The sequence below is a fragment of the Sphingomonas sp. 28-62-20 genome (assembly GCF_002281505.1).
Map to the genome: position 1 here is coordinate 100,480 of NZ_NCGH01000006.1, position 22,411 is coordinate 122,890.

Annotated in this window: 19 protein-coding genes and 1 tRNA gene; 7 read left to right on the forward strand and 13 right to left on the reverse strand. The window is 61.5% G+C overall.

The features are described 5' to 3' along the window. Positions 1–39 precede the first annotated feature (39 nt). From hemB to B7Y43_RS06100, 4 genes are read left to right on the forward strand one after another with little or no spacing between them, the layout of a single operon-like run. On the forward strand, positions 40–1,029 hold the full coding sequence (hemB, locus tag B7Y43_RS06085; RefSeq protein ID WP_374130727.1) for a porphobilinogen synthase: 990 nt from the start codon (positions 40–42) through the stop codon (positions 1,027–1,029). Positions 1,030–1,044: 15 nt separating this feature from the next. Further along, positions 1,045–1,572 (forward strand): GNAT family N-acetyltransferase, encoded by a 528-nt coding sequence (locus tag B7Y43_RS06090; protein WP_374130728.1) that lies wholly within the window; start codon positions 1,045–1,047, stop codon positions 1,570–1,572. Continuing rightward, positions 1,569–2,141 carry a GNAT family N-acetyltransferase gene (locus tag B7Y43_RS06095; protein WP_374130729.1) on the forward strand — a complete coding sequence of 191 codons (573 nt, stop codon included), beginning with the start codon at positions 1,569–1,571 and terminating at the stop codon, positions 2,139–2,141. Before B7Y43_RS06090 ends, B7Y43_RS06095 begins: the two co-directional genes overlap by 4 nt. Positions 2,142–2,184: 43 nt before the next feature. Continuing rightward, positions 2,185–4,404 (forward strand): fused MFS/spermidine synthase, encoded by a 2,220-nt coding sequence (locus B7Y43_RS06100; RefSeq protein ID WP_374130730.1) that lies wholly within the window; start codon positions 2,185–2,187, stop codon positions 4,402–4,404. Between the two features lies 1 nt (position 4,405). On the opposite strand, the gene B7Y43_RS06105 is transcribed toward B7Y43_RS06100, so the two are convergent. Further along, the gene (locus B7Y43_RS06105) at positions 4,406–4,900 is read right to left on the reverse strand and encodes a hypothetical protein (protein WP_374130731.1); all 495 of its coding nucleotides are present in this window, start codon (positions 4,898–4,900) and stop codon (positions 4,406–4,408) included. 81 nt (positions 4,901–4,981) lie between these two features. Between B7Y43_RS06105 and B7Y43_RS06110 the strand changes: the two genes are divergently transcribed. Next, positions 4,982–5,058: transfer RNA gene (locus B7Y43_RS06110), tRNA-Arg, on the forward strand. Positions 5,059–5,110: 52 nt separating this feature from the next. Here B7Y43_RS06110 and B7Y43_RS06115 read toward each other — a convergent pair. Further along, positions 5,111–6,124 (reverse strand): NAD-dependent epimerase/dehydratase family protein, encoded by a 1,014-nt coding sequence (locus tag B7Y43_RS06115; protein WP_374130732.1) that lies wholly within the window; start codon positions 6,122–6,124, stop codon positions 5,111–5,113. 52 nt (positions 6,125–6,176) lie between these two features. Beyond that, a complete protein-coding gene (locus tag B7Y43_RS06120) occupies positions 6,177–7,325 on the reverse strand; it encodes a nucleotidyltransferase family protein (protein WP_374130733.1) in 1,149 nt (382 codons plus the stop codon). Between the two features lie 286 nt (positions 7,326–7,611). On the opposite strand from B7Y43_RS06120, the gene B7Y43_RS06125 reads away from it, so the two are divergent. Then, positions 7,612–8,523, forward strand: a complete 912-nt coding sequence (locus B7Y43_RS06125) for a RimK family alpha-L-glutamate ligase (protein WP_374130734.1) — start codon at positions 7,612–7,614, stop codon at positions 8,521–8,523. Then, positions 8,520–9,548: an LLM class flavin-dependent oxidoreductase gene (locus B7Y43_RS06130; protein ID WP_374130735.1), complete on the forward strand. Its 1,029-nt coding sequence runs from the start codon at positions 8,520–8,522 to the stop codon at positions 9,546–9,548. The genes B7Y43_RS06125 and B7Y43_RS06130 overlap by 4 nt, the downstream gene beginning before the upstream one ends. A 75-nt stretch (positions 9,549–9,623) precedes the next feature. Here B7Y43_RS06130 and B7Y43_RS06135 read toward each other — a convergent pair whose 3' ends face one another. From B7Y43_RS06135 to B7Y43_RS06180, 10 genes are all read right to left on the reverse strand, one after another. After that, entirely contained in the window at positions 9,624–10,160 is a 537-nt protein-coding gene (locus B7Y43_RS06135; RefSeq protein WP_374130736.1) for a helix-turn-helix domain-containing protein, read from the reverse strand. Positions 10,161–10,756: 596 nt separating this feature from the next. Then, positions 10,757–11,671 (reverse strand): helix-turn-helix domain-containing protein, encoded by a 915-nt coding sequence (locus tag B7Y43_RS06140; RefSeq protein ID WP_374130737.1) that lies wholly within the window; start codon positions 11,669–11,671, stop codon positions 10,757–10,759. 176 nt (positions 11,672–11,847) lie between these two features. Next, the gene (locus tag B7Y43_RS06145; RefSeq protein WP_374130738.1) at positions 11,848–13,905 is read right to left on the reverse strand and encodes a glutamine-dependent NAD(+) synthetase; all 2,058 of its coding nucleotides are present in this window, start codon (positions 13,903–13,905) and stop codon (positions 11,848–11,850) included. Between the two features lie 191 nt (positions 13,906–14,096). Beyond that, positions 14,097–15,155 (reverse strand): pyrimidine utilization protein A, encoded by a 1,059-nt coding sequence (rutA, locus tag B7Y43_RS06150; RefSeq protein ID WP_374130739.1) that lies wholly within the window; start codon positions 15,153–15,155, stop codon positions 14,097–14,099. A gap of 5 nt (positions 15,156–15,160) precedes the next feature. Further along, on the reverse strand, positions 15,161–15,946 hold the full coding sequence (gene rutD / locus B7Y43_RS06155; RefSeq protein WP_374130740.1) for a pyrimidine utilization protein D: 786 nt from the start codon (positions 15,944–15,946) through the stop codon (positions 15,161–15,163). Between the two features lie 139 nt (positions 15,947–16,085). Then, positions 16,086–16,469 carry a pyrimidine utilization protein C gene (gene rutC / locus B7Y43_RS06160; RefSeq protein WP_374130741.1) on the reverse strand — a complete coding sequence of 128 codons (384 nt, stop codon included), beginning with the start codon at positions 16,467–16,469 and terminating at the stop codon, positions 16,086–16,088. Between the two features lie 5 nt (positions 16,470–16,474). Beyond that, entirely contained in the window at positions 16,475–17,200 is a 726-nt protein-coding gene (gene rutB / locus B7Y43_RS06165; RefSeq protein WP_374130742.1) for a peroxyureidoacrylate/ureidoacrylate amidohydrolase RutB, read from the reverse strand. A 4-nt stretch (positions 17,201–17,204) separates the two neighbouring features. Next, positions 17,205–19,388, reverse strand: coding sequence for a penicillin acylase family protein (locus B7Y43_RS06170; protein WP_374130834.1), 2,184 nt, complete (start codon positions 19,386–19,388; stop codon positions 17,205–17,207). Positions 19,389–19,436: 48 nt separating this feature from the next. Next, the gene (locus B7Y43_RS06175) at positions 19,437–20,522 is read right to left on the reverse strand and encodes a CaiB/BaiF CoA-transferase family protein (RefSeq protein ID WP_374130743.1); all 1,086 of its coding nucleotides are present in this window, start codon (positions 20,520–20,522) and stop codon (positions 19,437–19,439) included. 75 nt (positions 20,523–20,597) lie between these two features. Beyond that, positions 20,598–22,358: a DUF885 family protein gene (locus tag B7Y43_RS06180; protein WP_374130744.1), complete on the reverse strand. Its 1,761-nt coding sequence runs from the start codon at positions 22,356–22,358 to the stop codon at positions 20,598–20,600. Positions 22,359–22,411: the final 53 nt, after the last annotated feature.

Here is a 22,411-nt window from a genome sequence, read left to right on the forward strand (position 1 = left end):
CTCTTGCCGAGCGACGTTTGATCGCCCACAACCCCGGCCATGAGCCATTATCCCGCGCTTCGCCTTCGCCGCACCCGTTCTGCCCCGTGGAGCCGCCGTCTCCATGCCGAGACGGTGCTGACCCCCGCCGATCTGATCTGGCCACTCTTCATTGCTGATGGAGAGGGTGTTGAGGAGCCGATTACCAGCCTGCCCGGCGTGTCGCGCTGGTCGGTCGACGGCATCGTCGCGCGTGCCAAGGAAGCGCAGGCCGCTGGCATTGCCTGCATCGCGCTCTTCCCCAACACGCCGCGCGAATTGCGCACTGAGGATGGGCGAGAGGCACTCAACCCCGATAATCTGATGTGCCGCGCGATCGGCGCGATCAAGGACGCGGTGCCCGATATCGGCGTGCTGACCGATGTCGCGCTTGATCCGTACACTGCACATGGCCACGACGGGCTGGTCGATAGCCAGGGCTATGTGCTAAACGACGATACTGTCGAAGTGCTGGTGGCGCAGGCGCTCAACCAGGCGGCGGCGGGCGCCGACATCATCGCGCCCAGCGACATGATGGACGGGCGCATCGGCCTGATCCGTGACGCGCTGGAGGACGAAGGGCATGTCAACGTTCAAATCATGTCCTATGCCGCCAAATATGCGAGCGCCTTTTACGGGCCGTTCCGTGATGCGGTGGGATCACGCGGGCTGCTGAAGGCCGACAAGAAGACCTATCAAATGGACCCCGCCAATGCCGAGGAGGCGCTGCGCGAGGTGCAGCTTGACCTTGATGAGGGCGCGGACAGCGTGATGGTCAAGCCGGGCCTGCCGTATCTCGACATCATCGTTCGCGTGAAGGCGGCGTTCGAAGTTCCTGTATTTGCTTACCAAGTGTCGGGCGAATATGCGATGATCGAGGCAGCGGTCGCTGCAGGCGCGGCGGAGCGCGACCCGATGGTGCTGGAAACGCTGATGGCGTTTAAGCGGGCAGGGGTTTCTGGGGTGCTGACCTATCACGCGCTCCACGCGGCGCGCCTGATGGGCGGCTGATCCGGGCGCGGCGGCGTGATTACGACCGAGCGGCTGATCCTTCGCCTTCCCGAGCCGCGCGACCGGGCGGCACTCCACGCGATGTGGGCAGATCCTGCGGTGATGGCAGAGCTGGGGCCCGTGAAGGACGAAGCGGCGAGCGATGCGGTGATCGCCAAGCATGATGGCTATCGGCATGAAGGGCTCGGCTTTTGGGTGGTCGAACGTCGTTCAGACGGCGCCATGCTTGGCTTCTGCGGCTTGAAGCGCGGCGATGCGCATAACCCGATCGCGGGTGAGATAGAGGCGGGTTGGATCATTGACCGGCCCCATTGGCGGCAGGGCTATGCGCTGGAAGCGATGATCGCGGCACTCGATTGGGGCTGGGCGCATTTCGACGCGCCGCGCATCGTCGCGATTACCTCGGCAATTAATATCAAGAGCCAGCGGATGATGGCGCGACTGGGGATGCGCCGGCTCGCGGATGGCGATTATGATCATCCCCTGATTCCGGTCGGTGATCCGCTTCGGCCGATGGTCACTTATGCGATTGATCGGCCATGATAGAAACAGAGCGGCTCCGCTTGCGCGGCTGGTGCCAAGACGATGCAGCAGCGCATCATGCGATGTGCAGTGATCCCGACGTGGTTCGCTATCTGGGAGCGCCGCCGACAATTGGAGATTCACGCGACGTCGTCACGCGCCAGACCGCGACGTTGGAAAGCTATGGCATCTGTTTTCTGGTAATCGAGGGGCGCGCGGATGGCGCGTTTTTAGGGTGGTGCGGTATCAAGCCTGGGCCGGAATCGACGCCGATTGCCGACATGCCCGAAATCGGTTGGAGCCTGACGCGATCTGCCTGGCGTCAGGGCTATGCCCGCGAGGCGGCCAGTGCGGTGATTGACTGGTTCTGGGAGCACAAGCCAGATCCGACGATTTTTGCGATCACCGTCCCTGACAATACGGCCAGCTGGGGGTTGATGGAACGGCTGGGCATGCAGCGCATGATCGATCAGGACTTTGATCACCCCGCTGTGGAGGATAATAGTCCGCTGAAGCGCCATATCACCTATCGGATCGATCGTCCGGCCGATCGCGCCCATAATCGACTGTTTGTTAACCATATTGGCTGAATACCGTCGCCACGCGCCTTCGGGCGGTCGGGGGCTCGAAAATATGTACCAATCACAGATTATCGCTGCTGACCGCCAGCGCTGGGCGCCGCCCGCTTTGTTCTTTGCGGCGATACTTTCGGGCTCGTTCCTGCTGTTCCTCGTCCAGCCGATGGTCGCGCGAATGGCGCTGCCGCGTCTGGGTGGAGCGCCGGCGGTATGGAACTCGGCGATGCTCGTCTATCAGGCGCTGCTGCTGGCGGGGTATGGCTATGCCCATGCGCTGGGCCGGCTGGCACCGCGGGGACAGGCCGTCGTGCATTTGGGTGTGCTGCTGGTCGCCGCCCTCTGGCTGCCGATTGGGTTGATGGCAATGGATTTGCCCGCCGATGCCCAGCCTGCTCTATGGGTGCCGTGGCTGCTTGGCCTGTCGATCGGGCCGCTGTTCTTTGCGGTGTCGGCGCAAGCACCCCTGCTGCAGCGCTGGTTCAGCGCCGCCCATCCGGGGCGCGATCCCTATGCGCTCTATGCAGCCTCCAATCTCGGCAGCTTTGGTGGGCTGATTGCCTATCCATTGCTGGTAGAGCCCGCGCTGGTGCTGAAAATGCAGAGCGGGCTGTGGACGGCGGGCTATGTGCTCGTCATCCTGTTGGTGGCGGGCTGCGGACTTGCCTTGCCGCGAATGTCGGCGACCGCCGTGGCAGCGACCGCTTCGCCCGCGCCTGATCGTCGAACCATCGGCCATTGGGTGCTGCTCGCCTTTGTCCCCTCGGGCATGATGCTGGCGACGACGACCTATATCACTACCGACATTGTCGCGATGCCGCTGCTATGGGTGATCCCGCTCGGGCTCTATCTCCTCAGCTTCTCGATCGCTTTTGCCGAGAACCGTTTTCTCGCCGATGTCATCACCCGGTTCGCGCCCCTCCAGATCCTGTTGTTCGGCGGCGTCATGGTCGGCGGCTTTCAGGGCATGCCCTATTTCAATGCGGGGGTCGCGCTGACCTTGCTGTTCACCATTTCGGTCGCGCTGCACACGACGATGTATCGCAAGCGCCCGGCGCCTGATCGGCTGACGGGATTCTATCTGATGATGTCGCTGGGCGGTGTGCTTGGTGGCGTGTTTGCCGCACTGGTGGCGCCGGTACTGTTCGACTGGACCTGGGAATATCCGCTGCTGATCCTGGCGGCCGGCATACTGGCGCCTCAGGCGCTGTTGATCGCGCCGCTTGCGCGGATGTGGGAGGGCGATGCACAGCGGCAACGGATTTTGACGCTGGCAGTGGCGCTCGTGATCGCTTTGCTTATCGTGTTTGCGACCCGCGATGTGATGGCATTTCAGGCGGGGCAGGGACGCGGCGCGGTGTTTGCTGCGATCGTCGCACTGGGCCTGGTGGCGCTAGGTCGCCGCTTGCCCTTTGCGATTGTGCTGGCAGGGGCGCTGGTGATCTTTGGCGGCTTTCAGGCGGCGACGATCAGCTGGCAGGGCGACGCGCGCACGCGCAGCTATTTCGGCATCTATACGATCAACGGTGATGCCAAGGTTCGCCAGCTATCGCACGGCACGACGGTGCACGGGATGCAGCTAATCGGATCGCCGGCGCGTGAACGGACGCCAACCACTTATTATGTGCCAGGCTCAGGCATTGGCCGGGCGATGCGCGCGGCGGATAGCCTGTTCGGGCCACAGGCGCGGATTGGCGTTGTTGGCCTGGGGGCGGGGACATTGGCCTGCTATGCTCATGCCGGGCAGGCGTGGCGTTTCTACGAGATTGACCCGGCCATTGTTCGCATCGCGCGCGACACCGGCCAGTTCAGCTTCCTGCGGCGCTGTCTGCCGGGGGCGGAGATTGCCATTGGCGATGCGCGGATCAATCTGGCGGCAGCCACGCCGCATGCGCTCGATCTGCTCGCGCTTGATGCCTTTTCGTCAGATTCAGTGCCAATGCATTTGATGACGCGGGAGGCGTTTGCCAGCTATGATCGCGCGCTCGCGCCGGGCGGCTTGCTGCTGGTGCACGTTTCGAATCGCTTCCTCGATCTGGAGCCGGTCGTCGCTGCGGCCGCCGATGCTGGCCAATGGCGGGCGGTGAAGTTGACCTACCTGCCCGGCCCGAAGCTCAAAGAGGGAGAGACAGTGTCGGCCTGGGTCGCATTGTCGCGAAGCCCCGAATCGATTGATCGGTTGAAGGCATTGGGCGGACCATGGCAACCGCTTGACCGTCGGCACGGCTTTACGCCGTGGACCGATGATTATTCGACAATCCTGCCGTTGCTCAAATAACTTATTGGTCGGGCAATTGTCTTTGAAGGGCAGTGATTGAAGCGGCCTGGCGTTCGGCCTGGGCGCTACCCGCTTCAAGTGCCATGGTAAGCTTCGGATAGGGCGGCAACCCCGCCTGCGCGCGCTCAATCGCAAGCCGGTCGATATCGGACAGCGTTGCCAGCGTTTGCCCGCGCGCGCCGTCTAGCCCTGACAATGCTGGTTGAGCGTTCAACCAGGCATCACTGCCGATCGCGGCACCGCGCGCCGCTTCGGTCAACGGTTCTGCGCGCGTGCGGGCAGCAGCAAAGGTCGCGTTGCTTTCGGCAAGTGCGGCCTGCAGTTCGGCAATTTTCGTATCAAGCGCTGCGTCCGGCGCGGCATCAGCAACCGTGCGCACCGGCTCCGAATCGTCCCGCAGCTCGATCGCGCGCGGGAGCAGCGATGGATAACGGGCGGTGGGCGATGCACAGCCCGAAAGGGCGAGCAGCAACATCAGAAGAATGGGGCGGTTCATGACCTTTGCTCTATGCGCCTGCACAAGCGTGCGCAACGGGGTTGCGTAATCCGAATCTGCCCTCTATGGACACGCCTCCGTGCACCCGTAGCTCAGCTGGATAGAGCATCAGACTACGAATCTGAGGGCCGGGCGTTCGAATCGCTCCGGGTGCACCATTTTCCTTTTTCTGATATTTCTTGCCAGGTGGGAGTTGCCTGGCGGCGGCTCTTAACAGCCGTAGTGCGCGCGGTACCAAGCGACGAATTGCGGTACGCCGAGGCTCACGGGTGTGGACGGCGTATAGCCGATCAACGCGTGCAGCAGATCGGTTGAGGCTTCGGTCCGCAGAACTTCGCCAGGTTGCAGTGGCAATAGATTCATGATCGCTGGCTTCCCCACTGCGGCCTCGATGGCGGCAATATAATCAAGCAATTTCACCGGATCGCCTTGCCCGATATTGATCACGCGAAACGGGGCGACGGCAGACAGGCTGTCCGTTGGCGAGACGGGGGCGCTGCCGGGAATGGCCGCCATCAGCCGCACCACTGCTTCGGCTAGATCCTCGACATAAGTGAAATCGCGGACCATCTCGCCGCGATTATAGACGTCGATTGCCTCGCCCTTGATGATCGCCCGGGTGAATTTGAACAGCGCCATGTCGGGCCGACCCCAGGGGCCATAGACCGTGAAGAAGCGGAAGAACGTCATCGGCACGCCGAACAAATGTGCATAGCTGTGCCCCATCAGCTCGGTCGCGCCCTTGGTGGCAGCGTAGAAGGTGAGCGGGGTAGCGCATTGATCGGTCTCACGGAACGGCATCACCGTATTGCCGCCATAGAGCGAGCTGGTTGAGGCGGCGAGCAGATGCGCCGGTCGGGTGCGGCGTGCCAGCTCAAGCACATTGAAGCTGCCGACCAGATTCGACGCGACATAGGTTTCGGGATGATCGATCGAATAGCGAACGCCTGCCTGGGCGGCGAGATGAATGACGATATCGGGCGCAAAATCCTCCCACACCGGGGCGAAGCTTGCCATGTCGTCGATCGACAATCGCGCGACCCGGAAATTTGCATAGGACGCCAGCACGGCGCTGCGCTGCTCTTTCAGCGTCACGTCATAATAGTCGGAGAAATTGTCGATGCCGAGCACTTGATGGCCCTGGTCAAGCAATGCCTTGGCGACATGCATGCCCACGAATCCGGCCGAACCGGTTACGAGTATCTTCTTGTCCGTCGTCGCCATTGAATGCCCTTTGCTCTTCCAGGCTCTCTAGGCGGTGCAGGTTGCCAGAAGGCTAAGGTCGCCGCCATGGGCGTGACAAGATCCTCGCCGGAACCCAGGCCAAGGTATAGGCGGGCAGTGCCCATTTCGGCAGGGCGAGGTGGCCGCGTGAATGCGGATAGGTCAGATCGTGCCACAACATGGCGGTCCGGTAGCGGTTGCCGGGCAAAAACCAGTATTTGGCGAAGAGCAGGGCGCCAGTGGTGTTGATCGGTCGGCGCTTTTCTTCATGGCGAACGGCGCCCGCGCGGATCAGGACCAACGCCATCCGGATGAGCCGCCGAGCTGACGGCTCACGGCACACGGCATTGATCACGGCTGGCGGCACCTTGGTGCCCAGCAAGGTTGCGGCCAGATAGAGCGCAACCCCCGAACAATGCCCGGCACCCATGGCGATGGCCCGGTGATGCAACTGCTCGATCGGGATCGGCACGGCTTCGATCAGTGCGGCGAGATCGGCTAGCCATTTCAATCGTTCCCAGCCATGGCCGGTGCCGTGCACGCAAAGATAGGTGAACAGTTCCGCATCAGCCAGCGTTTCGACTGGCTTGCCAGGCACGAATTCGATCGGCTGGCGCGGTGCGCGCAGGCCGATGTCGGGCATCAAATTCGGGCCATCGGCAAGGGTAATGTGCAGTTCCAGCTCAATCTGGCGCGCGTCGTTGATCCAGGATGTTTCCTTGGTCGCCGCCAGCCAGCGTTTCGCCGCCCGGTCATCCAGCGTGCCACCGAACTGGGCGAGGCGATAGCCATGGCTGCGGAGCAGCTGCGCGGCAGCATCAATGGCACCGGGATTGATCAGCAGATCAATGTCTTTGGACGATTTGCATGCCAAGCTGCCATGGGCTCGCAGCGCCAGCGTTGCGCCCTTCAGGAACAGGCAATCAAGCCCGGCGGCGGCAAAGGCGCTGGCCAAGCGCGTTTCTTCGCCAGCAAGCGCCATCAGCTGTTTTCTGCGTCGGTCGGCCCGTTTGGTAAGCGTCATTTGTGCTGCGGGCGGTAACACCACGCCGGCATCCCGCAGTCCAAGTTCGACCAGCCCTTCGATGCGGTGCGTCGTGGCAAGCCGCAGTAAGACCTCTGCATCAATCGTCGCCCGCGCTGCCGCCTGGATTGCGGGCAGCCGATTGGGCCTAGCGACGGGCCGGCAACAGGCCAGCACAAGCTGCTCTTCTGCCGACAGAGCGCGTAGCCCGCGCGCCGGATCAAGCGATGAAGCGCGCTGCAGCGGGGCTGTTGATCGCGATTCCAGTATTTCCTCCCCTTACTGCCCGTGACATTAAGCCATTGGTTTGGTTGCGTCGCTGGGAAAGATCGCGCGTCGGCATGTGCGATGGCGTCGCCGCCGCGTCTCATCATCGGGCGGGGACTGGCGGGCGTGACAATCTATTGTAGAGCAAGCAACGGACCAGAGTGTAACACTTGGCCGGTCACAACGAATGGAAGCCATGCACGATCTCGCCGTTTTCTATGAACATCCTTTATGGTTCGAGCCCCTATTCGCCGCGCTAGACCGGCGCGGGATCGACTATGTGAAATTGGGGATTGAGGGGCATAGCTTTGACCCCGCCGGATCGCCACCGCCCGCGCGGGTCGTGCTGAGCCGCCTTGCCATGTCGAGTTTTCTGCGCAGCGCCGATCATGCGATCTTCTACACCCCCGCGCTCTACGCGCATTGGGCGGGGCAGGGCGCCCGGATCATCAATGGGGCCGATGTGCTGGCGGTCGATGCCAACAAGGCGCGGCAATTGGCGGTGATTTCGGCGCTTGGGTATGCGGTGCCAGCAACGCGCGTGGTCCACCGCGCGATCGATATCCCAAATGCCGCGGCGGCGCTCCGCTTCCCGATCGTGGTGAAGGCCAATATCGGCGGATCGGGCGCGGGCATCATGCGCTATGAAACGCCTGAAGACCTGGCGTTGGCGGTTGCCGACAAGTTCCTGCCGACCAGCATCGACGGCGTGCTGATGGTGCAGGAATATGTGCCTGCGCGCGATGGCCGGATCACGCGGATTGAGACGCTTGACCGCAAATATCTCTATGCACTCGATATCGACGGTGGCGGACAATTTGATCTTTGCCCCGCGGATGCTTGCGTCGCCGATGGCAAGCCGATCGTGATGACCAAGGCTGACCCGGCACCCGCCATCATCGAGGCAGCGGAGCGGATCGCCGCCGCGGCGGGGCTTGATGTCGGCGGAATCGAAGTGATGATTGATGACCGTGACGGCGTACCACGCTTCTATGATATTAATGCGTTATCGAACTTTGTGGCCAAACCGCTCGACGTTCTCGGCTGGGACCCGCACGATAATCTGATCGACTATCTGGAACGCGCAATCGAAAAGGCAAGGGCATGAGATACGGGTACTGGATGCCAGTTTTCGGTGGATGGCTGCGCAATGTTGCCGACGAGCAGATGGACGCGAGCTGGGCCTATACCAAGAACCTCGCGATCAAGTCCGAGCAATGGGGTTATGACCTCTCGCTCATCGCCGAGCTGAACATGAACGACATCAAGGGAGTCGGCGCCCCCACGCTTGATGCCTGGTCGACCGCCGCCGCAGTGGCCGCCGTCACCGAGACGCTCGAGCTAATGGTCGCCGTCCGCCCCAATTTCCACCAGCCCGCGCTCTTTGCCAAGGCCGCTGCCAATATCGATCAGATTGCAGGCGGCCGCCTCGCGCTCAATGTGGTTTCGTCCTGGTGGGCCGACGAGGCAAAACGCTACGGCCTCCAGTTTGACCAACATGACGATCGCTATGCGCGGACCAGCGAATGGCTGAATGTCGTCGAAGGGCTGTGGTCCGAAGAGGAATTTGATTTTTCGGGTAAATTCTATTCGACCGACAAAGCGATCTGCAGCCCCAAGCCGGTGCGTAAACCCGTTACCTATGCCGGTGGCGAGAGCGAGGCAGCCAAAACACTGATCGTCAATCAGTGCGACGCCTATGTCATGCACGGCGACCCTGTGGAGAATATCGCGCCCAAGATTGCGAATATGGCGGAACGCCGTGCGGCGGTCGGCAAGCCGCCAATGCACTATGGCATGGCTGCCTATGCCATCGTCCGTGACAGCGAAGCGGAAGCGCAGCGCGAACTCAAGCGGATCACCGAGGTGAATGATTTGCCGGCTGGCTATGACAATTTCGATCAATGGCTATCGGGCACCCAATTGGAGCGCGAGATGAAGATCCAGGAATATTCGGTGTCGAACCGAGGCCTGCGCCCCAACCTGATCGGCACGCCCGAGCAACTGCGGGAACGTATCGAGGAATATGAAGCGGCAGGGCTGGACTTGCTGCTGCTTCAGATGAGCCCGCAAGCGGAAGAGATGGAGCGCTTTGCCGATCAGGTTATGCGCAAGAAGTTGGTCGCTGCCTGAATCGGCCAACGTATCGCTGACAAGAAATAGCAAGATTTCGATAAATGAGCGTTGGCTGGGGGGCGTTGCGTGCCGTTAAGTCCGATTTTCGCGCCGGAATCGGCCTGGTGACGTCCCAACCGCCTTGCTGAACGCTGCGGTGAAGTGTGACTGGCTTGCAAAGCCGCACGCCAGCGCCAGCTCGCTGATACCAAGCTTGTCCTCGATCAGCAGGGCCCGGCTCCGCTCAATCCGGCGGTCGCGGACATAATTATAGGGGGTTACCCCGGTTTCTTGCTTGAACACGCGGGCAAAATGAAAGGTCGATAGTCCGGCAACTGCGGCCAGATTACACAGGCGGACGTCGTCCTCCAGGTGGCAATCGATGTAATCGAGCACGCGTCGCAATCGCCATGGCGGCAATTTAATCCGTTCGGCCTCTGCCAGAATTGGCCTTTGATCAAAGCGCAGCAGGACCACGGCGATGGCGCGACTGACTCCTTCGATCACCATTGGCGAGGCAAAGCCAGGCCCTGCTATTTCTGCTTCGATGATCTGGGCCAGATGACAAAGCTGCGCATCTTCCCGGAATAGGAGCGGGTTAAAGGCGCAATGCTGTTGAGCGTCCGTCATCAGATTCTTTAAATAATCGCCGGGAAAATACAGCCCGAAGGTTTGCGCCGTGGGACTGTAGATAATGTGGCTATCCGTCCCTCGTGGGGTGAAGGTTGCGCGGACGGCAGTGGTTGCCGGAACGCTGAACGGTGATCCGGCCATCTTTCCGAACGCCGATGTGCCCGATCCGCGGGAAATTAACAGCATATCGGGGCTGGATTCGGTCCGCTCGGCTATCTGCCTTTCGCTTGATTGATTGGCACAAGGGAGGCGAAACAGCGTGATGCCTGTCTCGCTATTTAGGAAGGTTGGGCTTGGGGTATGGACATATGGTTGCCCCCGGCCCGGCGGCGGCATGACGCTGGCACCGCTTTTCTTGCCATTTTGCTCGACCATTGAAGCTCCCGCCTCCAAATCGCTCGCTGACCATGTTGGTGGGATTATGCTTCCGAATAGGCCCATCCACCCCAACCAACGCTGTAATTGTCGGCTTGTCGGCTTGGTCGATCAACCCGGATAGGTGGAGCGATTCACTGAAACCGCAATGTTCGACAAAAAAAAGGGAAACTCAGTATAGGCCGAAAATGCGCGTGAACGCCACAGGCCCGGCATTGCTAAAGGCGGCGTTCGCGGCGGAAACGGCCCGGCGATACGCCCATTGCTTTTGTAAACGCGGCCGTAAAGTGGGATTGGCTGGAAAAGCCACAGCTTAACGCGAGCTCAGCGATGCCCAGCTCGGTTTTTGCCAACAGTGATCGGCCACGTTCCAAACGCTTTTCACAGACGTAGCGATAGGGCGACGCGCCCGTCGAGTGTTTGAACACACGGGAGAAGTGAAACACAGACAGACCCGCGACGTCAGCCAATTCCTTCAAATGAATTTCTCGGTCCAGGTTGCCTTCAATGAATTCGAGCAAACGGTGCAATTTCCACGGCGGTAGATGGATGCGATCGGCTTCAAGATGCAGGGCTGTCGGATCAATGCCAATCAGCTTTGCTGCAATCGCGCGGCTTAGCCCTTCCACGACCAGGCGGGAGGCAAACCCCGGCGCCATGATTTCTGCTTCGAGCAACTGGTAGAGCTGAATGATGCACTTTTCGTCGGTGAACGTAATCGGCCGAAATCCGTCTCGGTTCCGGCCTTCCAGCAGTGAGGTCAAATAATTCCTGGGGAACATCAGGTTGCTTGAATAGGCAGAAGCGGCGAAGGTGACGGATGTGTCAACCCCGCGTGGAACGAAGGTTGCGCGCAGATCGCGATTTGCTTGCAGGGTAAATCGGGTACCAGCGACTTTGCCCTCAGCCGCCATACCGGTGCCGCGAGATAAGAACAAAAGATCGGGCTCGTCACCGATGCGGACAGCCTCGGTCATCCCAGTGGCGCCCGCCGCACCCGACATGCGATACATCAAGATATCGGTTTCGCTGTGGTGATGGGGCTCCACCAGCGCGGCCTGACCATAGCGGACGGCATCAATCGGGGCATAGCCCGTTTGCGATCGATAGCTTGTGGTAGTTTGTTGAACCATCACCATCCTCTCGGCGGCCCTAGAAGACTCCGCTTCAGAGTATACCGCCACGCCTTTGCCCAATCCAGGGCAACGATGCGCTAGTCTCGCCCAATAACGGGGTGGCGGGCAATCCCCGGACGGCACGCAGCGGCACTTGACCGCAACCTTTTACAAATTTGCCGACGTAGCAGCGATTAGGGGCAGTTCGCGCGAAGTTCCTCCAGCCACACCGTTGCGACGCCGTCAGAGGGGGCGCGCCAGTCGCCGCGTGGGGAGAGCGCGCCGCCGCCGGATACTTTGGGACCATTGGGCAGCGCCGAGCGCTTGAACTGGCTGGTCTGGAAAAAGCGGTACAGAAATTCCTCGAGCCATTTCTTGATGACCGGCAAATCATAGCTGTGCCGCCCGCCGGCCGGGAAACCGCGGGGCCAGCGACCCTTGTTGACGTCCTTCCAGGCGTGGTGTGCCAGAAACGCAATCTTGGACGGGGGCAGGCCTTGGCGGATCGTGTAGTGCAGGAAGAAATCGTGGAGCTCATAGGGCCCGATCCGCGCTTCGGTGCTCTGGATCAGGCCGTCGTCGCCTGCAGGCACCAGCTCGGGTGAGATTTCGGTGGCGAGAATCGCCTCTAATACCCGCTCGGTTTCCGCGTCCCAGAAGTCGGTCGCGATCGTCCAGCGGATCAGATACTGGATCAGCGTCTTGGGCACCCCCGCGTTCACGCCGTAATGGCTCATGTGATCGCCGACGCCATACGTGCACCAGCCAAGCGCGAGCTCGGATAAGTCGCCTGTGCCGACGACCAATCCATCATGCTGGTTGGCGAGGCGGAAGAGATAATCGGTGCGCAGCCCCGCCTGAACATTTTCGAAGGTCACGTCATATTGCTTCACGCCCAGTGCATGCGGGTGGTGCATATCGGCGAGCATCTGGTTGGCGGCGGGCCGAATGTCGATCTCGTCGCCCGCAACGCCCAGCGCGCGCATCAGCGCCCAGGCATTGGCCTTGGTGCCGTCGCTCGTTGCAAAGCCCGGCATTGTATAGGCCAGGATATGGTCGCGCGGGATCTTCATCCGATCAACCGCCTTGACCGCAACGATCAACGCATGGGTTGAATCGAGCCCGCCCGAAATCCCGAGGACAAGCCGCTTGGCGTGCGATGCCTCGATCCGCTTCATCAGCCCTTCGACCTGGATATTGAAGGCTTCGTAGCAATCGGCATCGAGCCGCTCGGGCGTGTTGGGCACGAAGGGGAAGCGGCGCAGGTCGCGCTGCAGGCCGACATCGGCGAAATCGGGTTTGTGCTCGAACGTGACGCGGCGGAACTCATATTCCGGGTCGCCCGCCAGCCGTGCGGCATCGTTGAACGTGCCGTTGCGCATCCGCTCGATCCTGAGGCGCGCCACGTCGATATCGGCGACGATCGTGTCGGCCTCGCACCGGAAACGCTGCGATTCCTTCAGCAGGTCACCATTTTCGTAGATCAAACTTTGCCCATCCCAGGCGAGATCGGTGGTGCTTTCGCCCGGTCCGGAGGCGGAGAAGACATAGGCGCAGATCGCGCGCGAGGATTGTGCCGACGCCAGCATCGCGCGGTCGCGCGCCTTGCCGATCAGAATGGGGGAGGCGGAGAGGTTGCAGCAGATATAGGCACCCGCCAGCGCACCGGTGGTGGAGGGCGGGGTCGGCGACCAGAAATCCTCGCAGATTTCGGCATGGAAGACGAAATGCGGCAGGTCGCTCGCGGCGAAAATCAGGTCGGTGCCAAACGGCACGCGCTGGCCGGCCAGGTCGATCTCCATGCCCGTCAACCCCGCGCCGCTGGCGAACCAGCGCTTTTCGTAGAATTCGCGGTAGTTAGGGAGGAAAGTCTTGGGCACGACGCCCAGGATTTTGCCGCGCGCGATTGCAATGGCGCAGTTATAAAGCCGCCCATTGCGGGGGATCGCGGCACCGACCAGCATCACGGTCGGCAGCTTTGCGGTCGCCTTGGCAAGCTTCGCGATGGCCGCTTCGGTCGCGCTGTGCTGGGCGGCCTGCATGTGGAGGTCATCGATCGCGTAGGACGACATGTTGAGTTCGGGGAAGACGATCAAGTCGACCGCATTCGCCGCCGATTTCTTGACCAGATCGATCGCCGCAACCGCATTGGTCGCGGGATCGCCCACCGTCGCGCGCGGTGTGGTCGCGGCGACGCGCACCATTTCCTGCGCGTGGATGGAATAGAAACGGTGCGATTTCAGGATAGCCATGAGGGGGGTCCTAAACGTCCGCGAAGACAAATGCCATCACGGGCAATGTCAAAGAGCGTCCGCGACTTCCCAAAGGCTCCCAGCGTCACCCCGGACTTGTTCCGGGGCCCATCGTGGTTCGTGCACCTCGGCTGTTGTGTTTGCGGCGCGGTAGGCCCCGGGACAAGTCCGGGGTGACAGAGGGGAGGGGATTACCCCCGGCTCTTCATCAGCGGCTGGATATGCTGGCCAAATGCCTCCACCCCTTCGATGAAATCGTCGAAAGTCAGCAACACACCGCCAGTATTCGGCACTTCGGCCATCTCGTCGAGCATCCGCGCGATGCTCGCATACGATCCGACCAGCGTCCCCATGTTGATGTTGACGGCGCCTTCGGGGGCGGCAAGCTGGCGAACATTGGTCGTCGCGTTGACCTTGTCAGCTGCGCCCTGATCGGCGAGCCAGGCGATGGCGGCGTGATCGACGCCGTCATTATAGGATTTCCACTTGGCCATGGCTTCTTCGTCGGTCTCGGCGGCGATGACCATGACGAGCACGAACACGGACACATTGCGGCCTGTCTTCGCGGTGGCGGCGGCGAGGCGTTCGTTGTTGAAGGCAAAGGCGGTCGGCGTGTTCACGCCCTTGCCGAGGCAAAAGGCATAATCCGCCCATTGCGCCGAGAAGGCGAGGCCGTCGTCGGAGGAGCCTGCGCAAATGATCTTCATGTCGCCGGTCGGCTTGGGTCGGACGAGGCAATCGTCCATCTGGTAATAATCGCCCTTGAAGTCGCTGCGCCCCGTCTCCCACAATTCACGCAGGATATGGGCATATTCATCCAACATCTTGTAGCGATTGCGGAAATGGTCCTCGCCCGGCCACAACCCCATCTGCGAATATTCGGGCTTCTGCCAGCCGGTGATCAGGTTGAGCCCAAAGCGGCCATGGCTGATCGAATCGATCGTGTTGCACATCCGCGCCGCAAAGGCGGGCGGGATGATGAGGGTGGGGCAGGTCGCGTAGATCTTGATCTTTTCGGTCACCGCGGCGAGGCCGGCCATCAGCGTGAAGCTTTCAAGGCCATATTCCCAGAACTCGGTCTTGCCGCCAAAGCCGCGCAGCTTGATCATCGAGAGCAGGAAATCGAGCCCGTATTTTTCGGCGCGCTGGGCGATCTCCTTGTTGAGATCGAAGCTTGGCATATATTGCGGCGCATTCTCCGAAATCAGCCAGCCATTATTGTTGATGGGCACGAAAACGCCGACTTGCATGGTGGTTATGCTCCCAGAAATTCGATGACGATGTGGTTGAAGGTATCGGGGTCGGTGACGTTGCAGGCGTGGCCGCCCCACGGCATCGTTACGCGCCGTGCCCCGGTAATTTGCTCCTCGATCGGGTCAGAGCAATAAGCGGGCACCAGCATGTCGTCTGCGGACACCAGCGCCAATATCGGGGTGTTGATCGCGCCCAGGCGATTGGCGATGTCAAAGGCCTTGAGCGCGGCGACACGTCGCTCGATATTCTCGGACGCCGGGAAGTGCGCGAGATGCAGGGGTTCCTCCGCATCAAGACGATCGCTGTGCCGGGAAATCCATTGCGCTGGAAACAAGAAAATCGGTTGCGCGCGGACATAAGCGGCGGGGCCGGCGTGGCGCAGCAGGGCAAGCCGCACATCGAAACAGCGCGCGAAATGCGGATCGGGTGCGACCCAGCCGTTGACGACGACCAGCTTGTTGAGCCGCTGCGGTGCCTTCAGTGCGAGCGCCAGCCCCGCGACCCCGCCTGCCGCATGACCAACGATATGCGCGCGCTCGATGGCAAGCGCATCCATCAGCGCAAGGATGTCGTCGGCGAAATCGTCGACTGTCACCACGTTAGGCAGCGCCCGATCGCTGCGCCCGGTGCCGCGATGGTCATAGGCGATGACGCGGAAATGCTCGGCGAGTGCCGGGATGTTGGGTTTCCAGTAATTCGCCGATCCGCCAAGGCCGGAGGACAGGATCAGCGGCGGCGCGTCTTCGGCACCGTGCTTTTCGTAGTAAAGGCCGACAGCGTGCGGCACTCAAATCCTCCCCGGTACGGGGAGGGGGACCATGCAAGGCATGGTGGAGGGGGCGAGCCGCAAAGGCTGCGTTGCGTGGCGCACCCCCTCCGTCGGCCTGCGGCCGCCACCTCCCCGTACCGGGGAGGAATGTGAGGCCTCAGCCAATGTGCGCAACACTCGCGATCTCGACCAGGCAATCGGGCTTCACCAGCCCGCACTGGATGCAATAGCGCGCAGGCTTGGCACCCGGAAAATACTCGGCATAGACCGCGTTCATTGCGGTATAATCTGCCCAGTCCTTCAGGAAGATGTGGTTGAAGGCCACATCGGCCAACGTCGCGCCAGCCGCTTCCAGGGTCGTCTTGATCACCTCAAGCACATGCCGGGTCTGCGCGGTCGCGTCGCCCGGATGGAGCACGACGCCGCCCTCACCGAGCGCGAGCGTGCCCGAGACATAGACCGTGTTCCCAGCTTTGGTCCCGGCTGAAAACGGCGCGATGGGGGTTGGGAATTGCGGCGGGTTGATTGCTTCGAAGGGCACGGTGTTTATCCTTGTTGTTCGGGCATTTGGCCAAAAGTGCCGCAGAAATCGGCGACGGTCGACACCCAGCCGAAAAATTTCTCGACATTGTAGACGGTCGCCTCCTGCATCGCTGGCGGGCCCAGATGATGCGTTGCATCCTCCAGCATCACCCCGAAATATTCGAGGTGGAAGCCGTCGCGCAGCGTGCTTTCGACGCACACATTCGTCGCAATGCCGACAAAGACGATGTGGCGGATGCCGCGCGCCCGCAGCACGCTATCGAGCTGCGAATTGAAGAAGGCGGAGTAGCGCGTCTTGTGGAGCGAGATATCGCCCGGCTGCGGCTTCAGCGCATCAACAAGGTCGTAATCCCACCCGCCACGCGCCAGCAATTGCCCCGACAGTTCCGGCCGGGCGCGCATCGTCTTTAGCGCATTCGATTTATGCCAATTGGGTGATCCCGGCCCGCCCGCCTCGACATAATCGGGGTCCCAGCCATTTTGCAGATAGATCACCTGCACCCCGGCCTTACGGGCGGTATCCAGCACAGTGGCGATCTTGCCGATCGTCCCCGCCGCGCCCGTAATGTCGAACCCGGCGAGATCGACATAGCCGCCGGGCGATGCATAAGCGTTCTGCATGTCGATCACGACGACCGCCGTATCGCTGGCCGACATCCGGACCGCTTCGGGTCGGGCGGGGAGGGTGACCTTGGGGCCAGGCGCGCCGGGGTTGCTGTCGACTGTCATGGCGTCATTGCCCCGGGTGATAGCTGCGCGCGATATGCCCCGCCAATTCGTCGGGGTAGAAATAGACGGGGCGAAGGGCCCCGCTGGCATAGCGTGCTGCCTGATCGCCGAAATGCCTTGAAGCGGGGTCACCGCTTTCGCCGCCCGCCGTCACGGCGCGCGCTTTCACGCGATCGCCGAACTCGACGATAGCAACGAAGCTGTTGCCGCTTGTGCCGTAATAGCGCTTCGTCCCTGGATAGCGCCGCGCCCCGAACGAGGCGAGCGAGCCCCATTGGGCTGATGCAAAGGGCACAGTGATACTCGGTTTGGCATCGTCAAACTGCTGGGTGATGGCGCCGTCGTTACGCTGGAAGCGGTTGATCTCGCCCCAGGGCGTCCGCCAGCTACCGAAATCGGCGGTCAGCCGGTCGGATGCCTTGACGAGAGCGGCCAGTTTGCGCGCTGGTTCGACTGCCAGCATGTGCTGATAACGCCCTAGGCCCGCCGTTTCGAGATCGAGATCGTTGATCGTATCACCCCACAGAGCCTCGCCCCAGAACACCGCAAGGGAAGTGGGGATAGAATCAGCACTCCAGGTAAAATCCCAGCCGCGCAGGGCGGCGATTTGATCAGCGAGCTTGGCCCTCAGCGGATCATCAGTTGCCAGCCCATCCCAGGCGGTAACTAGCGACGGGATCAGCGGCGCGAAGGCAGTGAGATAGGGATCATAAGCGGCGTCGCGAAGGCCATCTAAAGTGAAATCCTTACGGTCTCTCAATACCCGCGTTGCGTGCAGGCCACGCGGGTTTTCGCCGGCGGTATCCATGTAGCGCGGATAATTGGCTTGTTTCGGGCTTTCGCTACCCGCTGCCGACCAAGGCGCGTTGTTGGTATTGGCGATCCAGCCATTGGCAGGGGTGACCAGCTGCGGGAGTTCGGAAAGGGCATGGAGCCCTTGCCAGTCAGTGGCTGGATCGCTGCCGTCGACCGGCTTGGCATAATCGAACCGATTGTCGCGCTTGGGCACGAATTGCGGGTGCAGATAGGCAATCTCGCCCTTGTCGTCAGCGAAGATGGTGTTGTTCGACGAATTCGCCTTCAGCGCCATCACCTTCATATAAGACGCAAAATCGTTCGCCTTGGTGCGCAGGAAACTCTGTTCGAGCGCGGGCACCGGCGTGTTCATCAGCGCCATCGCCACCCATTTGTCGCCCTCAGCGCGCACGATGGGGCCGTGATGCGTGGCGTAACCCGTGAAACTACGCTCGGCCATCGAGCCATCGGGCTGGCGATAAGCGAGGGTAATCTTCTTCGTCGTCACCGGGCGCAGCGCCTTGCCGTAACGATAGAAAGGGCGGCCATTCTGCTCGACAATTGTTTCCAGAAACTCATCAACTGAATCGACACCGCTCGATGTGTGCATCCAGCCAACATGCTGGTTGAACCCTTGATAGATGAAGAATTGCCCCCAGGTGGCGGCACCATAGGCGTTCAGGCCCTGATCGCTGGTGACTTGCAACTCGCTGCGGAAGAAGAAGCTGGTATGCGGGTTGATCAGCAGCAGCGCGTGGCCGTCCCTGGTATTCGCAGGGGCAATCGCAAAGCCGTTTGAGCCTGAGGGCTCTTTAAAGGCGCGGGGATTAGTGGAATCGGTGAGCGCCAGCCGCTTTGGCCCATAAAACCCCTCAAGCGGTTTCAGCGCAACGCGCTCAATATCGCCGCCGATGCTGCCTTCCGAAAAACTCAGCGCCATCCAGGGTTCGAAGCGGCGGATGACCCGCGGGTGCACATTGGGGTGGGTGTCGAGATAATGGTTGAGACCGTCAGCCCAGGCGATCATCAGCGCCTTCAGCCAGGCAGGCGATGCGGCATAGTGGCGGCGCAGATCATTGGGATCGATATAGAGGCGTTGGCGCAGATCCTGCCAAAGCGCCTTTTCCCCTTCCGCTTCGGCCAGCCGCCCAAGCGACACGAGATAGTTGGTCTCGATCCGGTTGAAGTCGTCTTCTGCCTGGGCGTACATCATCCCGAACACGGCATCGGCATCGGTTTTACCCTGAACATGGGCGATGCCCCAATCGTCGCGGGTAATGCGCACGTCGTGCGCTTGGGCGCGGCGCTGGGTCGCGTCGCCGATCGGTGCGGCGGTAATGGGGCCGCTCAGACAGGTCGATAGCAAGGCCCCGGCGGCAAAGAATTTCTTCATCATATCGTCAGCGTATCGGGCCTGCTGACCATCGGCAAGCGCGGCCGATCAGCGATTTACCAGGTCGTCCAGCACCGCGTTGTCGCTGCCCGCCTTGGGGGCTGCGCACGGCACCGGTGCAGGCGTCGCCGAAAAGCGCGGGGCAGGCGCTGGCTGGGTGGCGCCGCCCAGCTGGATAAAGGTTTCGCGGGCCATATTGTGCGGGTGGGCTGGAGCCTCGGTCATCGACAGGATCGGGGCAAAGCAGACGTCCGTCATCTCCATCAGCGCGCACCATTCGTCGCGGGTTTTGGTTGCGAAAATGGCGGCGAGGCGTTGCTTGCGCGCGGGCCATGCGGCGCGATCAAATTGCGCGGCGAAATCAGGATCATCGGCCAAACCAAGCTTATCCCGAAGCAGCGCATAGAATTGCGGCTCGATCGAGCCGATCGAGACCCATTTGCCGTCGGCGCAGATATAGCTGTCGTAAAAGGGGGCGCCGCCGTCGAGCAGGTTGGTGCCGGGCACGTCGCTGGTGGTGCCTTGGGCCAGCATCGCAAAGCTCATCCCCGCCAGCAGCGCCGAGCCGTCCGTCATTGCCGCATCAATCACCTGGCCAGGCGCGCCATTCTTTACCGCCAGCAACCCTGCGACCATCCCAAACGCCAGAAACATCGCCCCGCCGCCGAAATCGCCGACATAGTTTACTGGTGGAACAGGCTTGCCGCCCGCCACGCCGATCGTGTGGAGCACGCCTGACAGCGCGATATAGTTGATGTCGTGCCCTGCCGCCTGCGCATAGGGGCCAGTCTGTCCCCAGCCCGTCATCCGCCCGTAAACGAGGTTGGGGTTGGCGGCGATCAGCACATCGGGGCCAAGCCCAAGCCGCTCCATTACACCGGGGCGAAACCCCTCGATCAGCCCGTCCGCGGTCGCACACAATGCCTTGGCGGCGGAAAGACCCTCGGGCGTCTTGATATCGAGCAGCACCGATTTGCGATTGCGCGACAATGCGTCACGCGGATCGAGCCCGGCACCGGGTCGATCGATGCGGATCAACTCAGCGCCATGATCCCCCAGCATCATCCCGCAAAACGGGCCGGGCCCAATGCCGGCAAATTCGATGATGCGAATGCCTGAAAGCGCGCCCGGCATAATTGCTCTTCCCCAATGATCATCGCGCGGGAATGGCCGCGATCGGCGGCGGGATCAATGCCGTATAGAGGCGGATCACCCGCGCTTTTGTTCCGCCGCAATCCAGCCGTCGATCTGCACCTCAAGCACGTCCAGCGGCAGCGCGCCCTGGCCAAGCACGGCATCGTGGAAACGGCGGACGTCAAACTTCGGCCCAAGCGCGGTCTCTGCTTTTTTCCGCAGCGCCTTGATCTTGAGCTCGCCGAGCTTGTAGCCGAGCGCCTGGCCGGGGCTGCTGATATAGCGGTTCACCTCGGCATCGATATTGGCATCGGTGAGCGCGGTATTGTCCTTCATGAAGGCGACCGCGCGATCCTTGGTCCAGCCCTGCGCATGAAGCCCGGTATCGACTACCAGTCGGCATGCGCGCCACATTTCATAGGATAGACGGCCCATATCCTTTTCAGGGGTGTCATAGATGCCCATTTCGATGCCGAGATGCTCTGAATACAGGCCCCAACCTTCGACAAAGGCGTTGAAGAACGCCTGATATTTGCGGAAATTGGGCAGGTCCATTTCCTGTTGCAGCGCGATCTGGTGGTGATGGCCGGGAACCGCTTCATGGCTGGTCAGTGCGGCGAGTTCATAGAGCGGCCGCTGGTCAAGCTTCGAAGTGTTGACATAATAGGTGCCGGCAAGGCCAGCGGGGGGTGATCCGGGGTTGTAATATGCGGTGGTGGTGCCGCCCGCCGTCTCCGCTGGAATGGCACGCACGCCATAGGGAAGGCGGGGCAGCTTGACGAAAAGGCCGGGCATTTTGCCGTCGTTGATCTTGGCCTGCAGGGCGGCGGCAGCCATCAGCTCCTCGGCCGTTTTCGCATAATATTTGGGATCGGTGCGCAGCGCCTGGATAAATGCAGCGCGGCTGGGTTGGCCAGCCTTTGCCGCCACTGAATCCATTTCCGCGCGAATACGGGTGACCTCGTCAAGGCCGATCTGGTGGATTTGCGCCGGGGTCAAATCGGTCGTGGTCTGCTGGCGGACGAGAAAGGCGTAATAGCGCTGGCCGTCGGGCAGGCTGGTCGCGGCGACATCCTTGCGGCATTTCGGTAAATAGCTGGCGCTGAAATAGGCCTCAATCTTGCGATATTCGGGGTTGAGCGTGCCCGTAATCAGCGACTTGGCCCGCGCCTGCATCGCCGACCAGTCGGAATCGCTGATCGCGGCAGGTTTCGGCCCATTGAACGGCGCATAGAAGCGCGAGTCTTCGGGCCGGTCGGTGATCACGCCAGTGATTGTCTGCATGAAGCCCGACAGCGTGACGCAGGGTTGCACAAACCCACCGGCCACCGCCGCGCGGGTGATGTCGAGCGCCTGCGCGTTGGCCTTGGGAAACAGCGCGAGGCGGGTCAGGTAGCTTTCAATATCAGCCTTGCTGCGCAGCGGCACGGCATCAGCGAACCCGGCAAAGAACTGGAACCAGCTGCCCAGCGTCGAGACATTCATTGTGCGTTCGCCAAAGCTGTTCGCTTCGATCTGTTCGGACAGCATCCGGCGCAAGATCGCCTGGTTAGTCCTATCGTCCGGGGTCAATGCCGCCGCCGGGATGGCATCGAGCCGCTTGATGAAGGCAGCGGCTTGGTTCGCCTGGCGATCAGATTCGGCCAGCGAGAAATCGCCAATCTGATCATCAAAATCATGCACGCCGAGCGCCGTCGCGAAGATCGGGTTCGATTTCAGATACCAGGCCCAATGATCCGTAATCACGCTTTTCAGCTCTTCAGCCGGTGCTGCGGTGGCGGGCGCGGCAGGCAGGATCGCTACGGTAATCAATGCAGCAAGGATTAATCGGCGCATGGTGTCTCTCGCAGCAGCAGTTCACGGGCGACGCTGGCGATGGTCATCCCCGG

Excerpts from the sequence above, each read along its gene's own strand:
- B7Y43_RS06095 (WP_374130729.1), top strand. The coding sequence starts at position 1,569 with ATGATAGAAACAGAGCGGCTCCGCTTGCGCGGCTGGTGCCAAGACGAT.
- B7Y43_RS06125 (WP_374130734.1), top strand. The coding sequence starts at position 7,612 with ATGCACGATCTCGCCGTTTTCTATGAACATCCTTTATGGTTCGAGCCC.
- B7Y43_RS06145 (WP_374130738.1), bottom strand. The coding sequence starts at position 13,905 with ATGGCTATCCTGAAATCGCACCGTTTCTATTCCATCCACGCGCAGGAA.
- B7Y43_RS06100 (WP_374130730.1), top strand. The coding sequence starts at position 2,185 with ATGTACCAATCACAGATTATCGCTGCTGACCGCCAGCGCTGGGCGCCG.
- B7Y43_RS06135 (WP_374130736.1), bottom strand. The coding sequence starts at position 10,160 with ATGACGGACGCTCAACAGCATTGCGCCTTTAACCCGCTCCTATTCCGG.
- B7Y43_RS06105 (WP_374130731.1), bottom strand. The coding sequence starts at position 4,900 with ATGAACCGCCCCATTCTTCTGATGTTGCTGCTCGCCCTTTCGGGCTGT.
- B7Y43_RS06180 (WP_374130744.1), bottom strand. The coding sequence starts at position 22,358 with ATGCGCCGATTAATCCTTGCTGCATTGATTACCGTAGCGATCCTGCCT.
- rutB (WP_374130742.1), bottom strand. The coding sequence starts at position 17,200 with ATGACAGTCGACAGCAACCCCGGCGCGCCTGGCCCCAAGGTCACCCTC.
- rutA (WP_374130739.1), bottom strand. The coding sequence starts at position 15,155 with ATGCAAGTCGGCGTTTTCGTGCCCATCAACAATAATGGCTGGCTGATT.
- B7Y43_RS06170 (WP_374130834.1), bottom strand. The coding sequence starts at position 19,388 with ATGAAGAAATTCTTTGCCGCCGGGGCCTTGCTATCGACCTGTCTGAGC.
- B7Y43_RS06175 (WP_374130743.1), bottom strand. The coding sequence starts at position 20,522 with ATGCCGGGCGCGCTTTCAGGCATTCGCATCATCGAATTTGCCGGCATT.
- B7Y43_RS06115 (WP_374130732.1), bottom strand. The coding sequence starts at position 6,124 with ATGGCGACGACGGACAAGAAGATACTCGTAACCGGTTCGGCCGGATTC.
- B7Y43_RS06130 (WP_374130735.1), top strand. The coding sequence starts at position 8,520 with ATGAGATACGGGTACTGGATGCCAGTTTTCGGTGGATGGCTGCGCAAT.
- B7Y43_RS06140 (WP_374130737.1), bottom strand. The coding sequence starts at position 11,671 with ATGGTTCAACAAACTACCACAAGCTATCGATCGCAAACGGGCTATGCC.
- hemB (WP_374130727.1), top strand. The coding sequence starts at position 40 with ATGAGCCATTATCCCGCGCTTCGCCTTCGCCGCACCCGTTCTGCCCCG.